Below are 24,552 nucleotides of genomic sequence, written 5' to 3'. Positions count from 1 at the left end.
CACCGATGCCGACGCCGACGCCGACGTCGGCGTCGGGCTCGGCCGGGCGAGGCCTCAGCGCAGCGGCAGGAGCACGATCGGTTCACGAGGTGCCAGCAGGGCGAGCGGGTCCAGGTAGCGCTCTCCCCGCCGGACGCCCCAGTGGAGGCACGACGCCGGCGCGCAGTGCCCGGCGGCGGCCCCGCCACCTCCGTCGGGGCCGCTCTCGAGGGTCCCGACGACCTCGCCGCGCGCGACCCTCGTCCCGGGAACCACGCTCCCCGCGACGGGTTCGAGCGAGGTGCGCAGCCCGTCGTCGTGCAGCACCACGACGACGCCGCGGTCCACGACGGTCCCGGCGAACGTCACGACCCCGGCGTGAGGAGCGACGACCGCCGACCCGGGCGACGCGCCGAGGTCCACGCCGCGGTGCCCGGCGAGCCAGTCCTGGTCGGGTGGGAGGAAAGGGCGCAGCACGACGAGGTCGCCGGCGACCGGCGCGACCCAGGGATCGCTCGCCGGTGTGCGTGCGCCCCCGCCCAGAGCGAGGGGCGTGGGCGACGCGACGAGGGTGAGCGCAAGGGCCCCGGCGACGACGGCGGAGAGGCGGGCGGGGCGTGACAGGATGGCGGGCACGGGCCGAGCATCGCGCACCGCCATCGCGGGTGGTGCGCCGGCGTCCGCGCCTGTGGACCGGACCGATCCGAGGGGACCTGTGGACGGGTCCGGTCGGGGCCGCGCATCAGGTAGACTTAACGCCGCGATCGGCACGTTCATTCGGACGGCCCACGAGCACCTCCGGCGGAGTCCGCCGGAGAGGCCACGGCCCCCGCTGCGCGCCGTCGACTTCGCGCGTCACTTCCCCGCCTCCCGGCTCGTCAGGGCCAGCGGCAGGGGCTGCCACGACAACGGTCCGGACCCTCGTTCGCCAGGGTCCGGCGTCGCCAGGCGGTGTGACGCCAGGGGTGCACGGCCAATCCCGGCCCGCACCGTCAACCGAAAGCACCGACCGGACGCCGCGCGCCCGGTCGGACGAACGAGCGTGAGCAGCGGGAGGATCCCGCGTCACGCCTGAAAGGACGTGCCATGGCCGTCGTGACCATGCGCCAGCTCCTCGACAGCGGAGTCCACTTCGGACACCAGACCCGCCGCTGGAACCCGAAGATGAAGCGATTCATCTTCACGGAGCGCAACGGCATCTACATCGTCGACCTGCAGCAGTCGCTGTCCTACATCGACCGCGCGTACGAGTTCGTCAAGGAGACCGTCGCCCACGGTGGCACGATCCTCTTCGTCGGCACCAAGAAGCAGGCGCAGGAGCCCGTCGCCGAGCAGGCCGCTCGCGTGGGCATGCCCTACGTGAACCACCGCTGGCTCGGTGGCATGCTCACCAACTTCACCACGGTGCACAAGCGTCTGCAGCGCATGAAGGAGCTCGAGGAGATCGACTTCGACGACGTCGCAGCCTCGGGTCTCACCAAGAAGGAGCTGCTCGTCCTGCGTCGCGAGAAGGACAAGCTGACCCGCACCCTGGGCGGCATCCGCGACATGGCGAAGGTCCCCTCCGCCGTGTGGATCGTGGACACCAACAAGGAGCACCTGGCCGTCGACGAGGCGCGCAAGCTGCGCATCCCGATCGTCGCGATCCTGGACACCAACTGCGACCCCGACGTCGTCGACTACAAGATCCCGGGCAACGACGACGCGATCCGCGCCGTCACGCTGCTCACCCGCGTGATCGCCGACGCCGCCGCCGAGGGCCTGCTCCAGCGCCACTCGGGCCGCACGGGCGCCGAGGCCGGCACGGCCACCGAGGCAGAGCCCCTCGCCGAGTGGGAGCGCGAGCTCCTCGCCGGTTCCGAGGCAGAGGCCGCAGTCGAGACCGCAGCCGCTGCTGAGGTCGTCGCCGAGGTCGCCGTCGAGGCTGCTGCCGAGGCCGAGGTCGTCGCCGAGGCTGCTGCCGAGGTCGCTGAGGCTGCCGTCGAGGCCGCCGCTGAGGCTGAGGTCGTCGCCGAGGCCGAGGTCATCGCCGAAGAGGCCGACGAGTCCAAGTGACGACGTGGTGCGCGCCCCTCGCACGAGGGGCGCGCACCCGCCGCACCGCCCGCTCCACGTTCTCCCCGGGGAGCCCCGGGACCCCAGACAGGTAAGGACAGCACCATGGCGAACTACACCGCAGCCGACATCAAGGCACTGCGCGAGCGCACCGGCGCCGGCATGCTCGACGTCAAGAAGGCTCTCGACGAGGCCGACGGCGACTCCGAGAAGGCGCTCGAGATCATCCGTGTCAAGGGCCTGAAGGGCGTCGCCAAGCGCGAGGGCCGTTCGACCTCCGAGGGCCTCGTGGCCGTCGACATCTCCGAGACCGAGGGTGGCCAGGTCGCCACGCTCATCGAGCTCAACTCCGAGACGGACTTCGTCGCGAAGAACGAGAACTTCCTCAACCTCGCGGCGCGCGTGCTCAAGGCCGTCGCCGACTCGGGTGCTGCGGACACGGACGCGGCCCTCGCCGCGGACGCCGACGGCGAGTCCGTCCAGCTCGTGATCGACAACACCGCCGCGTCGCTCGGCGAGAAGGTCGTCCTTCGCCGTGCCACGCGCATCGCCGGTGAGCGCGTCACCGCGTACCTGCACCGCACCGCCAAGGACCTGCCGCCGTCGATCGGCGTCGTCGTCGCGACGAACGCTGCCGGCGAGGCCGTCGCCAAGGACATCGCGCAGCACATCGCCGCGCTGTCCCCGACGTACCTGACGCGTGAGGACGTCCCCGAGGACGTCGTCGCCAACGAGCGCCGCATCGCCGAGGAGACCTCGCGCAACGAGGGCAAGCCCGAGGCCGCGCTGCCGAAGATCATCGAGGGCCGCCTGAACGGCTTCTTCAAGGACGTCGTCCTCGTCGACCAGCCGCTCGCGAAGGACCCCAAGAAGACCGTCGGCCAGGTGCTCGCCGAGGTCGGTGGCACGGTCACCGAGTTCGTGCGGTACCGCGTCGGCGCCTGACGCACTCCACCGGTGGCCCGGTCCGCGCACCCGCGCGGACCGGGCTACCGCGCACCGGGACCCGGCCAGGTCCCGGCGCACCACGCAACACCCCGGGGACACATCGCAGAACGTCCTCGGAACGTCCTGGGGCAGACCTCGGGAGCTCGGAACGACGAAGAACAGGTGGCGCTGCACATGGGCGACAACATCGAGACCACGACCCCGGCACGACGAGTTCTGCTGAAGCTCTCCGGTGAGACCTTCGGTGGCGGACAGATCGGCCTGGCGCCGGACGTCGTCCAGCGCGTCGCGGGCGAGATCGCGGAGGCCGTGCGTCAGGGCGTGCAGGTCGCGATCGTCGTGGGCGGCGGCAACTTCTTCCGCGGGGCCGAGCTCTCGCAGCGTGGCCTCGACCGTGCGCGCGCCGACTACATGGGCATGCTGGGCACGGTCATGAACTGCCTCGCGCTCCAGGACTTCCTCGAGCAGGCGGGCGTCGACACGCGCGTGCAGACCGCCATCACGATGGGCCAGGTCGCCGAGCCGTACATCCCGCTGCGCGCCATCCGCCACATGGAGAAGGGGCGCGTCGTCATCTTCGGTGCCGGCGCGGGCATGCCCTACTTCTCGACCGACACCGTCTCGGTCCAGCGCGCGCTCGAGACCCACTGCCAGGAAGTCCTCATGGGCAAGAACGGCGTCGACGGGGTCTACAGCGCGGACCCGCGCACCAACCCGGACGCGGTCAAGCTCGACCACCTCACCTACACCGACGCCCTGGTGGGCGACCTCGCCGTCATGGACGCCACGGCCCTGAGCCTGTGCCGCGACAACGACGTGACCATGCGCGTCTTCGGCATGGGGGACCCGGGCAACGTGACCCGCGCCCTCCTGGGGGACAATATCGGGACACTGGTCACCACGAGCTGACCGGACGACCGACGCACGACCCGGGGCGCGCTGCGTCCCGGTGCGCCCCGCGGCGCACAGGACGGCAAGCCCTGCAACGCACGACGAAGGAGCACTGGTGATCGACGAGACCCTCCTCGAGGCCGAAGAGAAGATGGACAAGGCGATCGAGGTCGCCAAGGAGGACTTCGCCAACATCCGCACGGGACGTGCGAGTGGCGCGATGTTCAACAAGATCACGGTCGAGTACTACGGGGCCCCGACGCCCCTCCAGCAGCTCGCCTCGTTCAACACTCCCGAGGCCCGCACGATCGTCATCTCGCCCTTCGACAAGACCGCGCTGTCCGCGATCGAGAAGGCGATCCGTGACTCGGACCTCGGCGTCAACCCGTCGAACGACGGGAACATCATCCGTGTCGTTCTCCCCGTGCTCACGGAGGAGCGTCGCCGCGACTACGTGAAGCTCGCCAAGGGCAAGGCCGAGGACGCACGCGTCTCGGTGCGCAACATCCGTCGTCGTGCCAAGGAGCAGCTCGACCGCATCGTGAAGGACGGCGAAGCGGGCGAGGACGAGGGCACGCGTGCGGAGAAGGAGCTCGAAGCTCTCACCAAGAGCCACGTCGACACGATCGACGCGCTGCTCGCCGGCAAGGAGAGCGAGCTCCTCGAGGTCTGATGGCGAACTCCGAACGCACCGATGACACGTGATGCTGTCGCGTCCGAGCCCCGGCGTACGCCGAAGGCCGGACGCGACCTGCCGAAGGCGATCGCCGTCGGCGTCGGGCTCCTCCTCGTCGTGGGGGCCTCGCTGGGGTTCCGTCCGGAGCCGTTCGTCCTGCTGGCGATCGCCGCGGTGGGTGCGGCGCTCTGGGAGCTGAAGCAGGCCTTCCTGCGTCGCGACATCCACCTGCCGCTCCTGCCTCTCCTGGTGGGTGCGGCGGGGATCATGATCTCGTCGTACTACGCCGGACCCGAGGCCCTCATGGTCTCGTTCGTGCTGACCGTGGCGGGGGTCGTGGTCTGGCGGGTGATCGACGGCTCGGGCACCGCTGCCGTGCGGGACGCCGCGGCCGGCACGTTCGCGACCGCATACCTGCCGTTCATGGCGGGCTTCGTCATGATGATGCTGGCGAACCCGGAGAACGGACGGATCCAGGTCCTGCTGTTCATCCTGCTGGCGGTCGCGAACGACGTCGGCGGGTACGTGGCCGGTGTGCTGTTCGGTCGCCACCCGCTGGCCCGCTCGATCAGTCCCAAGAAGAGCTGGGAAGGCCTGGCGGGCTCGTTCGTGCTCGCGACCGCGGTCGGCGTCGTGGGGGCCGTCTACGGTCTGGGCGCGAGCCCCGTGATCGGCGTCGCGCTGGGCGTCATGGTGCCGCTCACCGCGACCGTGGGGGACCTGGCCGAGTCGATGATCAAGCGCGACCTAGAATTGAAGGACATGGGGTCCCTCCTGCCGGGGCACGGAGGTGTCCTCGACCGGCTGGACTCCATGCTCCTGACGGCCCCGTTCGTGTTCCTGCTGCTGTCCGTCTCGCTCTGAGGCGGTCCCCGTGAGGGGTGGCAGGGCTCGTCCGTCCGCGTGCGTGCCGGCCTGCGTGAGAACGCACCGGCACGCTCGCACGCTCGCTCCGGACCGCCTCGGTGCGTACCTGCTCTGACCTGTTCCACCCGTTCCAACCTCTGGATCCACCATGTCTGTGCGCCCGTCCGTCGAATCGAAGCCGCTGCCGCTCGTCATGTCGGCACCCCGCCGCGGGAAGCCCCCGCGTCACTTCGCCGACCTCTCTGCCGAGGAACGGACGGCGGCCGTCGTGGAGCTGGGGGAGAAGCCCTTCCGCGCCAAGCAGCTCGCGACGCACTACTACGCGCACTACACGAGTGCCGCGGAGGACATGACGGACCTGCCCAAGGCCTCGCGCGACCTGCTGGTCGAGAACCTGTTCCCGCAGCTGCTCACGCCCGCGCGCGTGATGCAGGCGGACGGCGGCACGACCGTCAAGACGCTCTGGAAGCTCTTCGACGCGGCCAAGGTCGAGTCGGTCCTCATGCGGTACCCGAACCGGTCGACGCTGTGCGTCTCGAGCCAGGCCGGCTGCGGCATGGCGTGCCCGTTCTGTGCGACCGGCCAGCTCGGCCTGACCCGCAACCTGTCGACCGCGGAGATCGTCGAGCAGGTGCGCTCGGCCGCGAAGTCGCTCGCCGACGGTGACATCCCCGGCGGCCCGGCCCGGCTCAACAACCTGGTCTTCATGGGCATGGGCGAGCCGATGGCCAACTACAAGGCCGTCATGGGCACCATCCGCCAGCTCATCGCCCCGGCCCCCGAGGGCCTGGGCATGTCGGCGCGCAACATCACCGTCTCGACCGTGGGTCTGGTCCCGGCGATGAACAAGCTGTCGGCCGAGGGCATCCCGGTCACGCTCGCGCTCTCGCTCCACGCACCGGACGACGACCTGCGCAGCGAGCTCGTCCCGATCAACACCCGGTGGTCGGTCGACGAGACGCTGGACGCGGCACGCAACTACTTCGAGGTCACGGGTCGGCGCGTCAGCATCGAGTACGCGCTCATCAAGGACATGAACGACCACGCCTGGCGGGCGGACCTGCTGGGCGAGAAGCTCACGGCGCGCGGTTCGGGCTGGGTGCACGTCAACCCCATCCCGCTCAACCCGACGCCGGGCTCGATCTGGACGGCCAGCGAGCGCGACGTGGAGGACGAGTTCGTCGCACGCTTGCGCGGGCACGGGATTCCGACCACTATTCGTGACACACGCGGCAGCGACATCGATGGTGCGTGCGGACAGCTGGCAGCCGAGGAGGAAGAGTGAGTGCGTTGTTCAGCACCGTCTCGAAGGTGCGCAACGGGTACGACCCCGAAGAGGTGGACGAGTTCTTCGACCACGCCCGTCAGGTCTACGAGGGCAAGAAGCCCGAGCGCCTGACGAGCACGGACATCCAGGTCTCGATGTTCGACCTGGTCCGTGGCGGGTACGACACCCACGAGGTCGACGCGGCCCTCGACCGCCTGGAGGGCGCGTTCATCGCCCGCCAGCGTGCCGAGTACGTCGCGGTCAACGGGCAGCAGGCCTGGATGAACGCCCTGGCCGAGCGGGCGCGCAGCCTGTACGGCCGGCTGGGTCGTCCGGACGGCGAGCGCTTCGCACCGGCGGGCCGCGGCGAGTCGGGCTACGACATGGACGACGTCGACGACCTGTGCGACCGCCTGGTGGCGTACTTCGACCGTCAGGAGCCCATCACGGCCGCCGAGATCCGCAGCGCGACGTTCGCGCGCCGCCGCGGCAAGGACGGCTACGCCGAGGCGCCCGTGGACGCGTTCTTCGCCCGGGCCATCGAGGTGCTGCTCGGCGTCGAGTGACGCCGTGGGTGAGTCCTGCCCGACGCCGCAGCGCGCCTCGGGCGGTCCTCGCACCTGGGAGGATGTCCCCATGAGTCTGCGCAGCGTGACCCTCCTCGGGTCGACCGGATCCATCGGCACCCAGGCGATCGACGTGATCTCCCGCCACCCCGACCGCTTCCGTGTGGACGCGATCTCGGCCGGCGGCGCGAACGCCGAGCTGCTCGCGCACCAGGCCGTCGCGCTCGGCGTGCAGCGCGTGGGTGTGGCGGACCCTGCACGGGCCGTCGAGGTCGAGGCCGCCCTGGCGGCCCGGGCCCCCCGCGCGGGGGCTCAGCCGGTCGAGGTGCTGGTCGGTCCGGACGCCGCGACCGAGCTCGCGGGGGCAGGGTCTGACGTCGTGCTCAACGGCATCACGGGGTCGGTGGGCCTCGGCCCCACGCTCGCCGCGCTCGGCGCGGGCTCGACGCTCGCGCTGGCCAACAAGGAGTCGCTCGTCGTGGGCGGCGTGCTGGTCCAGGACGCGAGGCAGCGTCCGGACCAGATCGTCCCCGTCGACTCGGAGCACTCGGCGATCGCGCAGGCGCTGCGCTCGGGTCGGCGCGAGGAGGTCCGTCGGCTCGTGCTGACGGCGTCGGGCGGGCCGTTCCGCGGCTGGGCGCGGGACGACGTCAAGGCCGTCTCCCCGCAGCAGGCGCTCGCGCACCCGACCTGGGCCATGGGCCCGGTCGTGACGATCAACTCCGCGACGCTCATGAACAAGGGCCTCGAGCTCATCGAGGCGCACCTGCTGTTCGACGTGCCGACCGAGGAGATCGCGGTCGTGGTGCACCCGCAGTCGGTCGTGCACTCGATGGTCGAGTTCGTGGACGGTTCGACGATCGCGCAGGCCTCGCCCCCGGACATGCGGCTGCCCATCGCGCTCGGCCTGAGCTGGCCCGACCGCCTGGGCGAGGTGGCCGCCGGGTGCGACTGGACGGCGGCGACCGCCTGGACGTTCGAGCCGCTCGACGAGGCGCTCTTCCCCGCGGTCGGGCTCGCGCGCGAGGCCGCGTCGGCCTCCGCGACGCACCCTGCGGTGTACAACGCGGCCAACGAGGAGTGCGTCGCGGCGTTCCTGGAGGGCCGCATCGGGTTCCTGGACATCGTCGCGACGGTCGAGCGTGTCCTCGGAGAGCACCGGGGAACCTCGCGGGCGGCGGTCACGTTGGACGACGTGACGGCAGCGGAGACGTGGGCCCGTGCGCGGGCCCACGAGATCCTGGCGCAGCGCTGAGGTGGGCACGCGGCGGGCGCCTCACGGGGCGCGGGCGGTCTCAGGCATCGTCCAGCGATCGGCGGTAGGTTCGCCCCGTCCGGTCCGGGGCGGTCTGCCACGACCCTCCGACCGTCTCGCACCCGTCCTGGAGTCGTCCCGGACCCCACAACCTCCCCGAACGGAGCTCTCATGACCGCGGTGATCGCGATCCTCGTCGTGCTGGTCGGCATCCTGGTGTCGATCGCGCTGCACGAGGTCGGGCACATGGTCCCGGCCAAGAAGTTCGGCGTGCGCGTGAGCCACTACTTCGTGGGGTTCGGCCCCACGCTGTGGTCGCGCACCAAGGGCGAGACCGAGTACGGGGTCAAGGCGATCCCGCTGGGCGGCTACGTGCGGCTCGTGGGGATGTACCCGCCGGCACCGGCGGGCAAGAAGCAGTCGGACGGGTTCTTCGGGCGCATGGTCCAGGACGCTCGCGAGATGAGCGCCGAGGAGATCCTTCCCGGGCAGGAGCCGCGCGCGTTCTACAACCTCTCGGTGCCCAAGAAGGTCATCGTGATGTTCGGTGGACCGTTCATGAACCTCGTGATCGCGTTCGTGCTCATGACGATCGTGCTGGTGGGCATCGGTCTGCCGCAGGCGACCACGACGGTGGGGCTCGTCCCGCAGTGCGTCACGCCCGCCACGGCCCCGGCGGACTACGAGTGCACGGCCGACGACCCGCTCACCCCGGCGGCCGAGGCAGGCCTGGAGCCCGGCGACACGATCGTCTCGTTCGACGGCGAGCCCGTCACGTCGTGGGACTCGCTCGTCGGCAAGATCACGGGGGCGGCGGGGGAGACCGTGCCCGTCGTGGTCGAGCGCGACGGCGAGCGCACGACGCTCGAGATCACCCCGGCCGAGGTCGAGCGACCGGTCGTGGGCGACGACGGCCAGTACGTGCGCGACGACGCGGGAGAGCTGGTGCTCCGGCCCACGGGGTACGTCGGTGTCGCTCCGACCCAGGAGCGTGTCTCCGAGCCGCTGTCGGCGGTCCCGGAGGCCATCTGGCAGCAGGTGAGCGGCACGGCCGCGATCATCGTCTCGCTGCCCGCGCGGCTCGTCGACATCGGCCAGGCCGCGTTCGGCGACGAGGCGCGCGACCCCAGCTCGCCCGTCGGTCCCGTCGGGGTCACGATCGTGGCGGCCGACCTCCTGGACGCGGGCGAGGGCGACCTCGTGGGGCAGGTCGCGACCATGCTGAGCCTGCTGGCCTCGCTCAACATCGCGCTGTTCGCGTTCAACCTCATCCCGCTGCCGCCGCTCGACGGCGGTCACATCGCGGGTGCGCTGTACGAGGGCGCCAAGCGTCAGGTCGCCAAGGTCCGTGGGCTGCCGCGCCCGGCGCACGCCGACGTGGCACGGCTCGTCCCGCTGGGGCTGGCCATGTGGGTCGTCCTGCTCGGCATGGGGCTGCTGCTGATCTACGCGGACATCGTCAACCCGGTCCGGCTCACCTGACCGGCCGCACGGTGAAGATCTCGCGAAGAGTCGCGTGCGGAGCGGGGCGGGGTGGGCCCGTGGGCGCGGCCCGGGTGCTGGGCGGGGGATACTAGGTCCGTGAGCGTACCCATCAGCCTTGGCATGCCAGCAGCACCCCCGCCGGTCCTCGCGCCGCGCCGCAAGACGCGCAAGATCAAGGTCGGCAAGGTCGACGTCGGCGGCGACGCCCCCGTGAGCGTCCAGTCGATGACCACGACGCCGACGACGGACATCAACGCGACCCTCCAGCAGATCGCCGAGCTGACCGCGTCCGGCTGCGACATCGTGCGTGTCGCGGTGCCCAGCCAGGACGACGCGCTCGCGCTGCCGGCGATCGCGAAGAAGTCCCAGATCCCCGTGATCGCGGACATCCACTTCCAGCCCAAGTACGTGTTCGCGGCGATCGACGCGGGTTGTGCCGCGGTGCGCGTGAACCCGGGCAACATCCGCAAGTTCGACGACCAGGTCAAGGAGATCGCTCGCGCGGCCTCGGACGCGGGCACCTCGATCCGCATCGGCGTCAACGCCGGGTCGCTCGACCCGCGTCTGCTCGCCAAGTACGGCAAGGCCACCCCGGAGGCGCTCGTCGAGTCGGCCGTCTGGGAGGCGTCGCTCTTCGAGGAGCACGGCTTCCACGATTTCAAGATCTCGGTCAAGCACAACGACCCGGTCGTCATGGTGCGGGCCTACGAGCTGCTCTCCGAGCGCGGTGACTGGCCCCTGCACCTCGGTGTGACCGAGGCGGGCCCGGCGTTCCAGGGCACCATCAAGTCGGCCACGGCCTTCGGTGCGCTGCTGAGCAAGGGCATCGGTGACACGATCCGTGTCTCGCTCTCGGCCCCGCCGGTCGAGGAGGTCAAGGTCGGCATCCAGATCCTGCAGTCGCTCAACCTGCGCCCGCGCAAGCTGGAGATCGTCTCGTGCCCGTCGTGCGGTCGCGCCCAGGTGGACGTGTACACGCTCGCCGAGAAGGTCGCCGCGGGTCTCGAGGGCATGGAGGTCCCGCTGCGCGTCGCGGTCATGGGCTGTGTCGTGAACGGCCCGGGCGAGGCGCGCGAGGCAGACCTCGGCGTCGCGTCGGGCAACGGCAAGGGCCAGATCTTCGTCAAGGGCGAGGTCGTCAAGACCGTGCCGGAGTCCATGATCGTCGAGACGCTCATCGAGGAAGCGATGCGCATCGCCGAGACCATGACGCCGGAGAACGACGCACAGGCCGGCCCGCCGGTCGTCACCGTCGGCTGAGCCTGCGGCGATGGCGCGCTGGCACCCCCCGGGGCCGTGGTCCCGGCCGGAGGCCGCCCGTGTCCTGACGGACGCGGACGTCCCGGCCGCGCTCGCGGTGTGCGCCCTGGACCCGGTCGGCTCGGTCCTGGCCGCCTCACGGATCGTCGAGGCGACACGACTGTCGCTGAGCGGCGGACAGGTGTGGGGCTTCCCCGCGCAGGGTCCGCTGCTCGCGATCTGCTGGGCAGGGGCGAACCTGGTGCCGGTCGTCCCCCTGGCCGGTGCCGAGCACGCGCAGGCGCTCGACGCGTTCGCGGCCCTGGCGCGCCGGTTCGGTCGCCGTGCGTCGTCGATCGTGGGCGAGCGCGCGGCCGCGCTGGGGCTGTGGGACCGCCTGGCCCAGCACTGGCCCGCAGCCCGCGACGTGCGCGACGACCAGCCCTCGCTCATGATCGACCGTGCGCCCGAGGTCGAGCCGGACCCGATGGTCCGGCGGTCGGTGCCCGCCGAGCTCCCGCTCGTGCTGCCCGCGTGCGTGCGCATGTTCGTCGAGGAGGTCGGGTACTCGCCGGTCGCGGCGGGCGGCAACGCGTACGCCGAGCGCGTGCGCGGGCTCATCACGTCGGGGCGCTCGTTCGTGCGGCTCGCGGGCGGTGTGCCCGCTCCGTCGCTGCCGAACGGGGACAGGGACCCGCTCGCCGCGGTCGCGCTGCCCGAGCGCACCGTGGCCTTCAAGGCCGAGCTCGGTGCGGTCACGTCCGCGGTCGCGCAGGTCCAGGGCGTGTGGGTCGATCCCCAGCTCCGCGGGCGTCGCCTGTCGGAGTCGGGCATGGCCGCCGTCGTGGAGATCACGCGACGCGAGATCGCACCGATCGTCTCGCTCTACGTCAACGCGTACAACGAGCGCGCGCTCGCGACGTACCGCCGAGTGGGGTTCGAGCAGGTCGGGACGTTCGCGACCGTCCTCTTCTGAGGCGGCCGCCGGCCGCTAGCGCAGGAGCTTGGACATGCGCCGGTCGGCGAGCACCTGCCCGCCGGTCTGGCACGTCGCGCAGTACTGCAGGCTGCGGTCCGCGAACGAGACCTCGCGGACGACGTCCCCGCACACCGGGCACGCCTCGCCCGTGCGCCCGTGGACGCGCATCCCGCGTCGTTTGGCGTCCTTGAGCTCGGCGGCCGGCCTGCCCGACGACGTCGCGACGGCCTCGGAGAGCACGTCGCGGATCGCGGCGTGCAGGTGGGCCACGTCGTCGGCCTCGAGGCTGCGGGTCAGGCGGAACGGGCTCGTCCTGGCGGCGTGCAGGATCTCGTCGGAGTACGCGTTGCCGATCCCGGCGACGAGCCGCTGGTCGCGGAGCAACCCCTTGAGCTGCTGGTTGCGTGCCGCGAGCAGGCGTGAGAGCTCGGCGAGCGTGAAGTCGGGGCCGAGTGGCTCGACGCCCAGGGTCGCGATCGCGGGGACCTCGGCGGGATCGCGGACCACGTGGACCGCGAGCCGCTTGCGCGTGCCCGCCTCGGTCAGGTCGAACCCCGAGCCGTCGTCGAACCGGATCCTCAGCGCGAGGACCGCCCGCACGCCGCCCCTGCTCGAGGTGGGGCGCACCGGCGTGGTCGGCGCGTCCTCCGACCAGCGCAACCAGCCCGCCCGGGCGAGGTGGAAGACCAGGTGGAGCTCGTCGTCGGGCACCGCGCCGCCGGTCCCCGCCCGCCCCGCGCCACCGGCGGCGTCGCCGGCCTTGGCCCCGCCGGAGCCCGTGGCGCCAGCGGCTCCCGTGGGAGGGGCGGGACGCACCGCCAGGTCGAGCCACTTGCCGTGCCGCGACGCACCCGTGACCGTTCCGCCCACCAAGGCCGACAGGGGAGGGGAGAACGTCTTGAGGGCCACGATCGAGGCGATGTCGGCCGCGACGACGACGTGACCGGTCGCGCGCTCGTCGAGGAACCGGACGAGCGCCTCGACCTCGGGCAGCTCGGGCACGCTTCCATGGTGCCCGCTCCCGCGCGGACGCGCACCGCCGGCGGGTCACGGACGGCGGACCGCCTCGGGGACCGACCGGGGACGGTCGCGGCACCTCTGCGGGATGCCGTATCGCGCGACGGTAGGATCGGGCCCATGTCTTCAGCCTCCAGCCGGGTGGTCGGTCCCCCCGTCAAGCCCCTCAAGATGACCTCCCTGTTCCTGCGGACGCTGCGCGAGGACCCGGTCGACGCCGAGGTCGCGAGCCACAAGCTCCTCGTGCGCGCCGGCTACATCCGTCGTGCCGCCCCCGGCATCTACACCTGGCTCCCGCTGGGCCTGCGCGTGCTCGCCAAGGTCGAGGCGATCGTCCGTGAGGAGATGGAGGACGCGGGCGGCCAGGAGGTCCACTTCCCGGCGCTGCTGCCGCGCGAGCCCTACGAGGCCACGGGCCGGTGGGACGAGTACGGCGCGAACCTGTTCCGCCTCACGGACCGCAAGGACGGCGACTACCTGCTCGCCCCCACGCACGAGGAGATGTTCACGCTCCTCGTCAAGGACATGTACTCGTCCTACAAGGAGCTGCCGCTCACGCTGTTCCAGATCCAGACGAAGTACCGCGACGAGGCACGTCCGCGCGCGGGCCTCATCCGTGGCCGCGAGTTCATCATGAAGGACGCGTACTCGTTCGACGTGACCGAGGAGGGGCTCGAGGCCTCGTACCAGAACCAGCGCGCCGCCTACCAGCGGATCTTCACGCGCCTGGGTCTCGAATACGTGATCGTGGCCGCGACGTCCGGGGCCATGGGCGGCTCGCGCAGCGAGGAGTTCCTCAACCCGACCGCGATCGGTGAGGACACGTTCGTCCGCTCGCCCGGCGGCTACGCGGCCAACGTCGAGGCCGTCGTCACGCCCGTGCCCGAGGCCCTGCCCTACGACGACGCGCCCGCGGCGCACGTCGAGGACACCCCCGACACCCCGACGATCGACTCGCTCGTCGCGCTCGCCAACGCGCACTTCCCGCGCCCCGACCGCGAGTGGACCGCGGCCGACACGCTCAAGAACGTCGTGCTCGCGCTCACGCACCCCGACGGCCGCCGCGAGGTGCTCGTCGTGGGCCTGCCGGGCGACCGCGAGGTGGACCTCAAGCGCCTCGAGGCGTCGGTCGAGCCCGCCGAGGTCGAGCCCGCGGGCGAGGCCGACTTCGCCGCGCACCCCGAGCTCGTCAAGGGCTACATCGGCCCGGGCGTGCTCGGCCCGCAGGGCCCCCAGGTGACCGTGCCGGCCGAGGGCAAGACCCCCGCGTCGTCGCACTCGGCCGTGCGCTACCTCCTGGACCCGCGCGTCGTCGAGGGCACCCGCTGGATCACGGGCGCGAACCAGCACGGCAGGCACGTGTTCGACCTGGTCGCCGGTCGCGACTTCACGGCCGACGGCACGATCGAGGCCGCCGAGGTCCGTGCGGGCGACCTCGCGCCCGACGGCTCGGGTCCGCTCGAGCTCGCGCGCGGCATCGAGATCGGCCACATCTTCGCGCTGGGGCGCAAGTACGCGCAGGCCCTGGGCCTGACGGTCCTCGACGAGAACGGCAAGCAGGTCGTCGTGACCATGGGCTCGTACGGGATCGGCGTGACGCGCGCGCTCGCCGCGCTGGCCGAGGCCAACCACGACGAGGCCGGCCTCGCCTGGCCCGCGCACGTGGCCCCCATGCACGTCCAGGTGGTCGCCACGGGCAAGGACCAGGCGGTCTTCGAGGCCGCCGCGTCGCTCACGGCCGAGCTCTCGGCGCGCGGCGTCGAGGTCCTGTACGACGACCGGCCCAAGGTCTCGCCCGGCGTGAAGTTCAAGGACGCCGAGCTCCTGGGCGCCCCGCTCGTCGTGGTCGTGGGCCGCGGGCTCGCGGACGGCGTCGTCGAGGTGCGCCCGCGCCAGGGCGGCGAGCCCGTGCAGGTGCCGGTCGCAGGCGTCGCCGACCTCGTGACCGAGAAGGTCGCCGAGCTGCTGGCCTGATCTCTCCCCAGCCGCCCCGGCGGCGGGGGCCGACGACGGACGGGCCGGGTCCGGGAGCGATGCTCCTGGACCCGGCCCGTCCGCCGTCGTGGAGGAGCGTCCTCAGCCGGCCGCCGGGGGAGTGGTCGACTGCTCGGGCAGACCCGGGAACGCTGCGAGGGGAGCACCCCACGCGACGGCCGCGAGGCTCGCCTCGGTCGACAGGTCGGCGAGCGGCGGGCGGGTCCCCGTGCCGGCCTCGGCCGTGAGCGCGGCGTACGACTCAGCGAGCGAGGACTCGAGCTGGACGGCGAGCTCCGCCGTCGGGACGTCGGCCGGGACCGAGTAGGCGACCCGGCGCGGGTCCTGCGCCCCTCCCGCGGTGCCCGCCGCCTGGGCCCAGGCCTCTGCCCGGGCGCGGTGCAGCACCGCGCGGTCGAGGGCTGCGGCGCGCACGTCGCCGTCCGCGAGGGCCGCGCGGACCTCGAACGCGTACCCCGCGGCGTCCTCGGCCTCGATGATGGTCGACAGGTCCGTCGCGGTCAGCCCCGACGGCGTGGTCTCGGGCACGAGCAGGCCGGTCGGGAGCGCGAGGGACTCGGGCAGGGGTGTGCCCGTCGAGGCCGCGAGCTGACGCGCAGAGGCGTCCTGCGAGGACACGATCGACGTCAGCAGCCGGGCGAACGGGCCGTCGTCGGTCTGGTCGATCCCCTCGCGCATGCTCGCGCTCGAGGCGGCCAGCGCGTCGAGGACCTCGGCGGGCGTCGCGGTCGTGGGAGTCGTCGGCTGCTCGGTCGCGCCGGACGGGGGCTCGTCGGTGTCGCCGTCGGGCTCGGGGAGGCCCGAGTCGTAGACGCCGCCGAGCTGCGTCACATGGAGGTCGGCGAAGGTGCCCGCCTCGGCGAGCGTCGCGAGCGAGGTCGCGTCCAGGCCCGACGACGTCGCGCCCGCCGCGACGGCGAGCTCGCCCACGAGCAGCGCGCCGTCGACCGCGTCGCGCCGCAGCGTCTCCTGGGCGTCGGGCACGGGCTCGGTCGGGGGCGGGGTCTCCAGGCGCAGCCCGCAGCCGGCCACGGTGAGCAGCGTGAGCGACGTGACGATCGACACCACCGCGCGACCGGCCGGACGACGCCACCGAGCCCGGACCCGTGAATATCCGGGCGAAGCGGACGGCGGGGCGTCGCCCGAGGGGCTCGACGGGTGGAGGCGCGGAGTCGGTTCGGCAGTCATCGAGGGTGATGATGTCACGTTCCTGGCGGGTGAGTCGTTAGGCTGATCCCGTACAACAGCACACCGGTCGATTCCTTCAGCCCGGTGGGCTCTGGAAGCCGACGGGAGACCGAGACATGAACAAGGCGAAGCAGGCCGGTGCGGACAGGGTCCGTCAGGTCGTGGAACCTGCGGTGCAGGCAGCGGGCCTGTACCTGGAGGACGTGACCGTCTCCCTGGCAGGCAGCCGCTCGGTCGTCCGCATCACGGTGGACCTGCCCGAGGACGCGGTGGGCAACCTGGACCTCGACGCCGTCGCAGAGGTCTCGCGCGAGATCAACAACGCGCTCGACGCCTCCGACGCGTTCCCCGGTGCGTACACGCTCGAGATCTCGACGCCCGGCACCTCGCGCCCCCTGACCGAGCTGCGCCACTTCAAGCGCGCCCGCGGCCGCATCGTCAGGCTCACGCTCACGGACGGCGCAAGCGTCGAAGGGCGCCTGCGCGAGGTCGAGGACGGCCGCCTGCTGCTCACCGGGGCTCCCGTGGACTCGGTGGCGCTCGACGACGTGACGCGCGGCGCCATCCAGGTCGAGCTCAAGCGTGCGCTCGAGGCAGACCTCGGCCCGGAGATGGCTGTTGACGAGAACCCCGGGGCGATCGCCCCGAACGACGAGGAGGTCTGATCGATGGACATCGACATGAGCGCGCTGCGCCTGCTGGAGCGCGAGAAGGACATCAGCCTCGACATCCTGGTGGCAGCGATCGAGCAGGCGCTGCTCTCCGCCTACCACCGGACCCCTGACGCGCACGCCCGCGCGCGGGTCGAGCTCGAGCGCCGTACCGGCCACGTGACGGTCTGGGCGCGCGAGGAGATCCCGGCCGAGGAGGACGCCGACGACGCCGCCGACGAGGTGGACGAGGACGGCGAGCCCGTCCGGCGCTACCGGGCGCCCGTGCTGGGCCCCGAGTTCGACGACACGCCCAAGGACTTCGGGCGCATCGCGACCGCGACGGCACGCCAGGTCATCGTGCAGCGGCTGCGGGACGCCGAGGACGACCAGATCCTGGGCAACTTCCGCGGCAAGGAGGGTGAGGTCCTCGCGGGCATCATCCAGCAGGCCAACGACCCGCGCATGGTCCTCGTGGACGTGGGCGGCACCGAGGCGGTCCTCCCGCCGCACGAGCAGGTCCCGACCGAGGACTACGTCCACGGCGAGCGGCTGCGCGCGTACGTCCTGGACGTCGCACGCGGCATGAAGGGCCCGCAGATCACGCTGAGCCGCACGCACCCGAACCTCGTCCGCAAGCTCTTCGAGCTCGAGGTCCCCGAGGTCGCCGACGGCTCGGTCGAGATCATGGCGATCGCCCGCGAGGCCGGTCACCGCTCCAAGGTCGCGGTCCGTTCGCGCGTCGCGGGCCTCAACGCCAAGGGCGCCTGCATCGGCCCCATGGGTGGGCGCGTGCGCGCGGTCATGGCCGAGCTGCACGGCGAGAAGATCGACATCGTCGACTTCAGCGACGACCCGGCGGAGTTCGTGGCGAGCGCGCTGTCGCCGGCCCGTGTGACGTCTGTCACCGTGGTCGACGCCGAGGCTCGCGCCGCACGCGTGGTCGTCCCCGACTTCCAGCTGTCCCTCGCGATCGGCAAGGAAGGGCAGAATGCCCGGCTTGCCGCGAAGCTCACGGGGTGGCGCATCGACATCCGCTCGGACGAGGGCGCGCACCCCGGTGCGGGCGACGACCGGGCCCGTGGAGGCCTCGACGAGGTCGACGGACCGGGCTCCGGCGACGGAAACGGGTAACACTCGGTGAGCGGGCGCGCTAGACTGTCCCTGACTGGGCCACGGGTCCGGAATCCGTCGCACGACCCTTCAGGCGCTCACGCGCCCGTTCGGACGTGCGTCGGCTGCCGGGAGCGTGACCTACGGTCTGTTCTTCTCCGCCTCGTGGTGGACCAGCCTGACACTCCAGAGCCTCGGCTCGTCGTCGATGTCGGCAGGTCGCTCCCGGGGCGCGGCGCCTGGCTCCACGATGCTCGGCGTTGCCTCGAGCTGGCCGAGCGTCGACGAGCCTTTCCCCGGGCGCTGCGTCTCGCAGGACCCGTGGACCTCGCCGGAGCTCACGCCCATCTCGACAGGGAAGACTGACCCGTCGTCAGTCATCGCCAGTCATCGTCAAGTCGGCGGTCCCGGTCGGCGGCGCACCAGCGCCGCCCGAGCCGAGCCGCGCCAGTACCGCACGAACACCGCACGAATCGTCGACAAGGAAGCGGGTTAGAAGCCGATGGGCACCCGATGAGTACCCAGCGATGAGCACCCAGCACTAAAGACGGTCCTCCCTGTTTCGGGTGGGCCGAGACAGGAGAGTTGTGGCAAAGGTCCGCGTCTACGAGCTCGCAAAGGAGCTCGGGGTGGAGAGCAAGACCATCATGACCAAGCTGACGGAACTCGGTGAGTTCGTCCGCTCGGCATCCTCGACCATCGAACCGCCGGTCGTCCGCAAGCTGCGCGACACCTTCCCGGCCGGTGGCACGGAGAGCGCAAGCGCTCCCGCCAAGCCCGCCGCCGCGAAGCCCGCGCCGGCACGTCCGGCCGCGCCCAAGCCCGTGCCGGCCGCCGAGGCTGCGCCTGCAGCACCGGCGCCCGCTGCCCCCGCGCCGGCACCCGCCGCGCCCAAGGCGCCGGCACCCCAGAAGGAAGCAGCGAGCCCCGCGTTCGTCGAGCCCACGCCCGCAGCCCCTGCTGCGGCCAAGCCCGCCGCCACGCCGGCTCCCGCTGCCGAGCGCAAGCCGTCGGCATCGCCCAAGCCGGCAGGTGGCGGCAACGCCCCCGCGCCCGGCCCGCGTCCCGCAGCAGCCCGCCCCGGCGGCTCCGGCGGAACCGGTGGGGGCGGCCGTCCCGGCTCCCCGCGTCCTGGCAACAACCCGTTCGCCTCGAGCCAGGGCATGCCGCGCGCCGGCTCCCCGCGCCCGGGCAACAACCCGTTCGCCTCGAGCCAGGGCATGCCTCGTCCGGGTGCACGGCCCGAGCGCGCAGCCGACCCGGCAGCGAACGCCAACCCCGCAGCAGCAGCAGGCAGCGCCGAGCGCACCGGCGGACCCCGTCCCGGTGGTCCCCGTCCTGCACCGCGTCCGGGTGGTCCCCGTCCCAACCCGGGCATGATGCCCGGTCGTACCTCGATCGGTCGCCCCGGTGACCGTCCCGCTCCCGGCGGTCGTCCGGGTGGCGGCGCCGGCGGTGCCGGTGGCGGTCGTGGCGGCTTCGCCGGTCGTCCCGGTGGCGCAGGCGGAGGCCCCGGCGGCGCTCCTGGTGGTGGCGGCGGTTTCGCCGGTCGCCCCGGTGGCGGTGGCCGCGGTGGCGCAGGTCGTGGCAGCACCCAGGGTGCTTTCGGTCGTGCAGGAGGGCGCCCCGTCCGTGGGCGCAAGTCGAAGCGGGCGAAGCGCCAGGAGTTCGAGCAGATGCAGGCCCCCTCGCTGGGTGGCGTGCAGGTTCCCCGTGGGAACGGCTCGACCGTCGTGCGCCTGCGTCACGGTTCCTCGCTCAACGACTTCGCGGACAAGATCGACGCGAACCCCGCGAGCCTCGTGACGGTGCTCTTCCACCTCGGTGAGATGGCGACCGCCACGCAGTCCCTCGACGAGGACACGTTCGGCTCGCTCGCCGCGGAGCTCGGGTACGTCATCGAGATGGTCTCCGCAGAGGAGGAGGACCGCGAGCTCCTCGGTGCCTTCGACATCGACCTGGACGCCGAGCTCGAGGGCGAGGGCGACGACGAGCTCCAGGCCCGTCCGCCCGTCGTCACGGTCATGGGTCACGTCGACCACGGTAAGACCCGACTGCTCGACGCGATCCGCCAGACCGACGTCATCTCCGGCGAGGCCGGCGGCATCACGCAGCACATCGGTGCCTACCAGGTCCGTCACGAGCACGAGGGCGTCGACCGTCCCATCACGTTCATCGACACCCCGGGTCACGAGGCGTTCACCGCCATGCGTGCTCGTGGTGCCCAGGTGACCGACATCGCGATCCTCGTGGTCGCAGCCGACGACGGCGTCATGCCGCAGACGGTCGAGGCGCTCAACCACGCGCAGTCGGCCGGCGTGCCGATCGTCGTCGCGGTCAACAAGGTGGACAAGGAGGGGGCCAACCCCGCCAAGATCCGCCAGCAGCTCACCGAGTACAACCTGGTGGCCGAGGAGTACGGCGGCGACACCATGTTCGTCGACGTGTCCGCCAAGCAGAACCAGGGCATCGACGCGCTCCTCGAGGCCGTCCTCCTCACGGCGGACGCCTCGCTGGACCTGCGCGCCAACCCGGACAAGGACGCACGAGGCGTCGCCATCGAGGCGAACCTCGACAAGGGCCGCGGCGCCGTCGCGACCGTCCTGGTCCAGTCCGGCACGCTCCACGTCGGGGACGCGATCGTCGCGGGCACCGCTCACGGACGCGTCCGTGCGATGTTCGACGAGCACGGCAACAACGTCACCGAGGCGGGCCCCGCCCGCCCCGTGATGGTGCTCGGGCTCGCGTCCGTGCCCAGCGCCGGTGACACGTTCCTCGTGGCTCCGGACGAGCGCACGGCCCGTCAGATCGCCGAGAAGCGCGAGGCAGCCGAGCGCGCAGCCCTCCTGGCCAAGCGTCGCAAGCGCGTCAGCCTCGAGGACTTCGCCCAGGCGCTCGAGCAGGGCAAGGTCGAGACCCTCAACCTGGTCCTCAAGGGCGACGTCTCCGGTGCCGTCGAGGCACTCGAGGACGCGCTGCTGCAGATCAACGTCGGCGACGAGGTCCAGCTGCGGATCATCCACCGCGGCGTCGGTGCGATCACCCAGAACGACGTCAACCTGGCGACCGTGGACAACGCGATCATCATCGGGTTCAACGTCAAGTACGGCGAGCGTGTCGAGGCACTGGCCGAGCGCGAGGGCGTCGACGTCCGCTTCTACTCGATCATCTACCAGGCGATCGACGACGTCGAGGCTGCACTCAAGGGCATGCTCAAGCCCGAGTACGAAGAGGTGCAGCTCGGCACCGCCGAGATCCGCGAGGTCTTCCGTTCCTCCAAGTTCGGGAACATCGCCGGTTCGATCGTCCGCTCGGGCGAGATCCGACGCAACACCAAGGCACGCGTCCTGCGTGGGGGAGCCGTCATCGGCGACAACCTCACGGTCGAGTCGCTCAAGCGGTTCAAGGACGACGCCACCGAGGTCCGCGAGGGCTTCGAGTGTGGTATCGGTCTCGGTTCGTTCAACGACCTGCAGGTCGGCGACACGATCGCGACGTTCGAGATGCGGGAGAAGCCGCGTAGCTGACGTACCTCTCCGCTGACGCCTACCCGTGAGGTGTGGCGGGTCTACCGCGGGCCTGGCGGCCCGTGCCAGACCCACCACGACCCGCCACACCTCACGGTCCGGCGTCGGCGGAGCTGTTCGTTCAGGACGTGGCCCGAAGGGCCCACCAGGAGCTGACTTCCTGCGGGGCCCTCTGATGAAAGGACTGAACCATGGTCGACAAGCCCAGGGCTCGCAAGCTCGCTGACCGGATCAAGGTCATCGTGGCGCAGATGCTCGACACCCGGATCAAGGACCCGCGTCTCGGGTTCGTGACCATCACCGACGTGCGTGTGACCGGTGACCTGCAGAACGCCTCGGTGTTCTACACGGTCTACGGCAACGACGAGGAGCGGGCAGGGACCGCCGCGGCGCTCGAGAGCGCCAAGGGGATCATCCGCTCCGAGGTCGGCAAGCAGACGGGGATCCGGCTCACGCCGTCCCTGGAGTTCCACCTCGACTCCGTGCCGGACACCGCCGCGCACCTCGACGTCGCCCTCCACGAGGCTGCACGTCGCGATGCCGAGCTGGCCGCGCTGCGCGAGAAGGCCACGTACGCCGGCGACGCCGACCCGTACAAGAAGCCTGCCGCTGACGACGAGGTCGAGGCCGGCGGGTCTGCGGACTCCGACGAGGTCGCGCCCGCCTGACGGCGCGCCCGCGCACCCCACCGAGCCATCGGGCGGGTGCGGCAGCACGAGCACACGGAACGGCCGGTCCCTGCTGGGGCCGGCCGTTCCGCTGTCCTGGGCCACCTGCCCCGCACCCCACCGGACCCGTCCCGGCGGGGTGCGCTACGCCGTCGGGCGGGCGGAGCGGCGCGGCAGGAACGTCGCGGCGACCGCCCCCACCCCCACGCTCGCGGCGCCGACCCACAGCGCGGCCGGCAGGCCTTCCGTGAAGAGCTCCGGTGTCAGCGCTCCGCCCGCGGCCTGGAAGACCGCGACGAGGACCGCGACCCCCAGCGCGACCCCGACCTCCCGGAGCGTGGAGTTGGTCGAGCTCGCGGTCGCGTTGTCGGACTCGTCCATGTCGACCAGGACGGCCGTCGCGCTCGGCGCGAACGTCAGACCCATGCCGATCCCCGCGAGCACGAAGGCCGGGACGAGCTGCGCGTACGTCGCGCCGGACGAGACGACCGCGAGCCAGGCGAGCGCGAGCGTCTGGAGGGTCAACCCGGTCACGAGGAGCGTCCGGATGCCGAGGCGCGGCGCGAGCATGCCGGCGACGGGTGCGACGAGCATGGGGGCCGCGGTCCACGGGAGCGTGCGGACCCCTGCCTCGAGCGGTGAGAGGCCCTCGGCGATCTGGAAGTACTGGATCAGCAGGAACACGGCGCCGAACATGCCGAGCGAGAACGCGAAGCCGGACACGTTCGCGATGGCGAAGCTGCGCGAGCGGAACAGGCGCATCGGGACGAGGGGCGAGCCGCCCCGGCGGGCGAGGTGCTGCTCCCACGCGACGAACGCCACGAGCAGCAGGACCGACCCGGCGAGCAGCGAGAGGACGACCGCGGACGTCCACCCGTCCTCGTTGCCGCGGACGATGCCCCAGACGCCCGCGAAGACCCCGGTCCCGGCGAGCGCGAGGCCCACGAGGTCGATCGGCCCGCGACGGCCGAACGACTCGCGCAGCACGACGAGCACGAGCGGGACGGCGACGAGCGCGACGGGCACGTTGATCCAGAAGATCGCCTCCCAGCTCATGCCCTCGACGACCGCGCCGCCGACGAGCGGCCCGAGCGCGACGCCGAGACCCGAGACGCCGCCCCAGATCCCGATCGCGAGCGCGCGGCGGGCACGGGGGACGGCGTCGGCGATGAGCGCGAGGGACAGCGGCATGATCGCGGCAGCGCCCGCACCCTGCACGGCGCGGGCCGCGATGAGCGCGGACGGGGTGTCGGCGAGCGCGCACGCGACCGACGCGAGCGTGAAGACGGCGATCCCGACGACGAACACCCGGCGGCGTCCGAACCGGTCGCCGAGCGAGGCCGCCACGAGCATGAGGGTCGCGAACGCGAGCGTGTAGGCGTTGACGAACCACTGGAGCTGCTCGACGCTCGGCCGCAGCGCCTGGGAGATCACGGGCAGGGCGCCGGTGACCACGAGGTTGTCGAGCGTGGCCATGAACATGGGCAGCGAGGCTGCGACCAGGACCAGCGCGAGAGGCCGACGGCGGCGCGCGCCCGGGGAGCGTGCGTCGTCGATCGCGGTGGTGAGGCCCGCGGGGAGGGGCGCGTCGCTGACGAGGGTGGGCGGGCGGTCGGGGACGGCGGTCGTGGACATGAGGACTCCTCAAAGAGGTAAGCATCGAATGATTACTAGGATTCTGACGCTAGTAATCAACTGATAACCTTGTCAACATGGAGAGCGCACCGAGTTCTGCACGGGCCCAGGTCGCCGAGCCCGAGCCGTCGGCGCGGCGCATGTCGCGCGACGAGCGACGCGAGCAGATGATCGACGCCGCGACCGCGGTCTTCGCCGCCGGGGGCTACGCCGGGACCAGCGTGGACCAGGTCGCCCGGGCCGCGGGCGTGTCCCAGCCCTACGTCGTGCGGATGTTCGGCACCAAGCACGAGCTGTTCGCCGAGGTCTTCGACCGGATCGGCCGCCGCATCGTGGCTGCGTTCTCCGCGGTGCCCGCCGGGCCCGCAGCAGGCGACGAGCTCGCCGCGACCTACGTCCGGCTGCTCGCGGACCGCAACCTCCTGCTCGTCATGATGCACGGCTTTCTCGCGGGGGCAGACCCAGACTTCGGGGCCAGGTCGCGCGAGTTCTTCGTCGAGGTCTTCGAGGTCTACGTCGACCGCACGGGAGGCACGCTCGACCAGGCGCGGG

Annotated in this window: 22 protein-coding genes; 18 read left to right on the top strand and 4 right to left on the bottom strand. The window is 71.9% G+C overall.

The annotated features are described in order from the left end of the window. Window positions 1–54: 54 nt before the first annotated feature. Window positions 55–615, bottom strand: coding sequence for a M23 family metallopeptidase (locus tag OERS_RS09715; protein ID WP_248948496.1), 561 nt, complete (start codon window positions 613–615; stop codon window positions 55–57). 450 nt (window positions 616–1,065) lie between these two features. Here OERS_RS09715 and rpsB point away from each other — a divergent pair, with 450 nt between their 5' ends. The 11 genes from rpsB to OERS_RS09660 all read left to right on the top strand — a co-directional run bounded on the left by rpsB (window position 1,066) and on the right by OERS_RS09660 (window position 12,204). Continuing rightward, a complete protein-coding gene (gene rpsB, locus OERS_RS09710; RefSeq protein WP_056648684.1) occupies window positions 1,066–2,034 on the top strand; it encodes a 30S ribosomal protein S2 in 969 nt (322 codons plus the stop codon). Window positions 2,035–2,139: 105 nt separating this feature from the next. Further along, window positions 2,140–2,979: a translation elongation factor Ts gene (tsf, locus tag OERS_RS09705; protein ID WP_056648686.1), complete on the top strand. Its 840-nt coding sequence runs from the start codon at window positions 2,140–2,142 to the stop codon at window positions 2,977–2,979. A 177-nt stretch (window positions 2,980–3,156) separates the two neighbouring features. Next, window positions 3,157–3,891 (top strand): UMP kinase, encoded by a 735-nt coding sequence (gene pyrH / locus OERS_RS09700; RefSeq protein WP_056649018.1) that lies wholly within the window; start codon window positions 3,157–3,159, stop codon window positions 3,889–3,891. Window positions 3,892–3,988: 97 nt separating this feature from the next. Next, complete coding sequence (frr, locus tag OERS_RS09695) at window positions 3,989–4,546, top strand: ribosome recycling factor (RefSeq protein WP_056648687.1); 558 nt, start codon at window positions 3,989–3,991, stop codon at window positions 4,544–4,546. A 21-nt stretch (window positions 4,547–4,567) separates the two neighbouring features. Next, complete coding sequence (locus OERS_RS09690) at window positions 4,568–5,413, top strand: phosphatidate cytidylyltransferase (RefSeq protein ID WP_056648689.1); 846 nt, start codon at window positions 4,568–4,570, stop codon at window positions 5,411–5,413. 151 nt (window positions 5,414–5,564) lie between these two features. Continuing rightward, window positions 5,565–6,701: a 23S rRNA (adenine(2503)-C(2))-methyltransferase RlmN gene (rlmN, locus tag OERS_RS09685; protein WP_056648690.1), complete on the top strand. Its 1,137-nt coding sequence runs from the start codon at window positions 5,565–5,567 to the stop codon at window positions 6,699–6,701. Further along, window positions 6,698–7,249, top strand: a complete 552-nt coding sequence (locus OERS_RS09680; RefSeq protein WP_068625611.1) for a DivIVA domain-containing protein — start codon at window positions 6,698–6,700, stop codon at window positions 7,247–7,249. The genes rlmN and OERS_RS09680 overlap by 4 nt, the downstream gene beginning before the upstream one ends. 70 nt (window positions 7,250–7,319) lie before the next feature. After that, window positions 7,320–8,504: a 1-deoxy-D-xylulose-5-phosphate reductoisomerase gene (gene dxr, locus OERS_RS09675; RefSeq protein WP_068625610.1), complete on the top strand. Its 1,185-nt coding sequence runs from the start codon at window positions 7,320–7,322 to the stop codon at window positions 8,502–8,504. A 171-nt stretch (window positions 8,505–8,675) separates the two neighbouring features. Beyond that, window positions 8,676–9,986 (top strand): M50 family metallopeptidase, encoded by a 1,311-nt coding sequence (locus tag OERS_RS09670; protein WP_068625609.1) that lies wholly within the window; start codon window positions 8,676–8,678, stop codon window positions 9,984–9,986. A gap of 123 nt (window positions 9,987–10,109) precedes the next feature. After that, the gene (gene ispG, locus OERS_RS09665) at window positions 10,110–11,249 is read left to right on the top strand and encodes a flavodoxin-dependent (E)-4-hydroxy-3-methylbut-2-enyl-diphosphate synthase (protein WP_211268461.1); all 1,140 of its coding nucleotides are present in this window, start codon (window positions 10,110–10,112) and stop codon (window positions 11,247–11,249) included. 10 nt (window positions 11,250–11,259) lie between these two features. Next, window positions 11,260–12,204 carry a GNAT family N-acetyltransferase gene (locus OERS_RS09660; RefSeq protein ID WP_056648702.1) on the top strand — a complete coding sequence of 315 codons (945 nt, stop codon included), beginning with the start codon at window positions 11,260–11,262 and terminating at the stop codon, window positions 12,202–12,204. A gap of 15 nt (window positions 12,205–12,219) precedes the next feature. On the opposite strand, the gene OERS_RS09655 is transcribed toward OERS_RS09660, so the two are convergent. Next, window positions 12,220–13,209, bottom strand: a complete 990-nt coding sequence (locus tag OERS_RS09655) for an Fpg/Nei family DNA glycosylase (RefSeq protein ID WP_068625607.1) — start codon at window positions 13,207–13,209, stop codon at window positions 12,220–12,222. Between the two features lie 135 nt (window positions 13,210–13,344). On the opposite strand from OERS_RS09655, the gene OERS_RS09650 reads away from it, so the two are divergent. Continuing rightward, on the top strand, window positions 13,345–15,198 hold the full coding sequence (locus OERS_RS09650) for a proline--tRNA ligase (protein ID WP_068625640.1): 1,854 nt from the start codon (window positions 13,345–13,347) through the stop codon (window positions 15,196–15,198). Window positions 15,199–15,300: 102 nt separating this feature from the next. On the opposite strand, the gene OERS_RS09645 is transcribed toward OERS_RS09650, so the two are convergent. Beyond that, window positions 15,301–16,407 (bottom strand): DUF4439 domain-containing protein, encoded by a 1,107-nt coding sequence (locus tag OERS_RS09645; RefSeq protein ID WP_139107770.1) that lies wholly within the window; start codon window positions 16,405–16,407, stop codon window positions 15,301–15,303. Window positions 16,408–16,523: 116 nt separating this feature from the next. On the opposite strand from OERS_RS09645, the gene OERS_RS09640 reads away from it, so the two are divergent. From OERS_RS09640 to rbfA, 5 genes are all read left to right on the top strand, one after another. After that, window positions 16,524–17,072: a ribosome maturation factor RimP gene (locus tag OERS_RS09640; RefSeq protein WP_056648707.1), complete on the top strand. Its 549-nt coding sequence runs from the start codon at window positions 16,524–16,526 to the stop codon at window positions 17,070–17,072. A 3-nt stretch (window positions 17,073–17,075) separates the two neighbouring features. Then, on the top strand, window positions 17,076–18,191 hold the full coding sequence (gene nusA, locus OERS_RS09635) for a transcription termination factor NusA (RefSeq protein WP_056648709.1): 1,116 nt from the start codon (window positions 17,076–17,078) through the stop codon (window positions 18,189–18,191). Between the two features lie 6 nt (window positions 18,192–18,197). Beyond that, window positions 18,198–18,536 carry a YlxR family protein gene (locus tag OERS_RS20680; RefSeq protein ID WP_082608710.1) on the top strand — a complete coding sequence of 113 codons (339 nt, stop codon included), beginning with the start codon at window positions 18,198–18,200 and terminating at the stop codon, window positions 18,534–18,536. Between the two features lie 221 nt (window positions 18,537–18,757). Beyond that, complete coding sequence (infB, locus tag OERS_RS09625; RefSeq protein ID WP_068625605.1) at window positions 18,758–21,697, top strand: translation initiation factor IF-2; 2,940 nt, start codon at window positions 18,758–18,760, stop codon at window positions 21,695–21,697. 191 nt (window positions 21,698–21,888) lie between these two features. Continuing rightward, window positions 21,889–22,365 (top strand): 30S ribosome-binding factor RbfA, encoded by a 477-nt coding sequence (rbfA, locus tag OERS_RS09620; RefSeq protein WP_056762073.1) that lies wholly within the window; start codon window positions 21,889–21,891, stop codon window positions 22,363–22,365. Between the two features lie 144 nt (window positions 22,366–22,509). On the opposite strand, the gene OERS_RS09615 is transcribed toward rbfA, so the two are convergent. Further along, window positions 22,510–24,000 (bottom strand): MFS transporter, encoded by a 1,491-nt coding sequence (locus OERS_RS09615; protein WP_082848689.1) that lies wholly within the window; start codon window positions 23,998–24,000, stop codon window positions 22,510–22,512. Between the two features lie 77 nt (window positions 24,001–24,077). Here OERS_RS09615 and OERS_RS09610 point away from each other — a divergent pair. Then, on the top strand, window positions 24,078–24,552 hold a 475-nt coding region (locus OERS_RS09610; protein WP_139107769.1), incomplete at its 3' end, for a TetR/AcrR family transcriptional regulator.

It is taken from the genome of Oerskovia enterophila, from assembly GCF_001692445.1.
Classification (GTDB): domain Bacteria; phylum Actinomycetota; class Actinomycetes; order Actinomycetales; family Cellulomonadaceae; genus Oerskovia; species Oerskovia enterophila.
The sequence above is the reverse complement of the archived record's forward strand: the minus strand, read 5'-3'. Positions and strand labels throughout refer to the sequence as shown.

Bases quoted from the DNA above. Each gene is read 5' to 3' on its own strand.
- rpsB (WP_056648684.1), top strand. From the start codon at position 1,066: ATGGCCGTCGTGACCATGCGCCAGCTCCTCGACAGCGGAGTCCACTTC.
- tsf (WP_056648686.1), top strand. From the start codon at position 2,140: ATGGCGAACTACACCGCAGCCGACATCAAGGCACTGCGCGAGCGCACC.
- pyrH (WP_056649018.1), top strand. From the start codon at position 3,157: ATGGGCGACAACATCGAGACCACGACCCCGGCACGACGAGTTCTGCTG.
- OERS_RS09690 (WP_056648689.1), top strand. From the start codon at position 4,568: ATGACACGTGATGCTGTCGCGTCCGAGCCCCGGCGTACGCCGAAGGCC.
- rlmN (WP_056648690.1), top strand. From the start codon at position 5,565: ATGTCTGTGCGCCCGTCCGTCGAATCGAAGCCGCTGCCGCTCGTCATG.
- dxr (WP_068625610.1), top strand. From the start codon at position 7,320: ATGAGTCTGCGCAGCGTGACCCTCCTCGGGTCGACCGGATCCATCGGC.
- OERS_RS09670 (WP_068625609.1), top strand. From the start codon at position 8,676: ATGACCGCGGTGATCGCGATCCTCGTCGTGCTGGTCGGCATCCTGGTG.
- ispG (WP_211268461.1), top strand. From the start codon at position 10,110: ATGCCAGCAGCACCCCCGCCGGTCCTCGCGCCGCGCCGCAAGACGCGC.
- OERS_RS09660 (WP_056648702.1), top strand. From the start codon at position 11,260: ATGGCGCGCTGGCACCCCCCGGGGCCGTGGTCCCGGCCGGAGGCCGCC.
- OERS_RS09650 (WP_068625640.1), top strand. From the start codon at position 13,345: ATGTCTTCAGCCTCCAGCCGGGTGGTCGGTCCCCCCGTCAAGCCCCTC.
- OERS_RS09645 (WP_139107770.1), bottom strand. From the start codon at position 16,407: ATGACTGCCGAACCGACTCCGCGCCTCCACCCGTCGAGCCCCTCGGGC.
- OERS_RS09640 (WP_056648707.1), top strand. From the start codon at position 16,524: ATGAACAAGGCGAAGCAGGCCGGTGCGGACAGGGTCCGTCAGGTCGTG.
- nusA (WP_056648709.1), top strand. From the start codon at position 17,076: ATGGACATCGACATGAGCGCGCTGCGCCTGCTGGAGCGCGAGAAGGAC.
- rbfA (WP_056762073.1), top strand. From the start codon at position 21,889: ATGGTCGACAAGCCCAGGGCTCGCAAGCTCGCTGACCGGATCAAGGTC.
- OERS_RS09615 (WP_082848689.1), bottom strand. From the start codon at position 24,000: ATGTCCACGACCGCCGTCCCCGACCGCCCGCCCACCCTCGTCAGCGAC.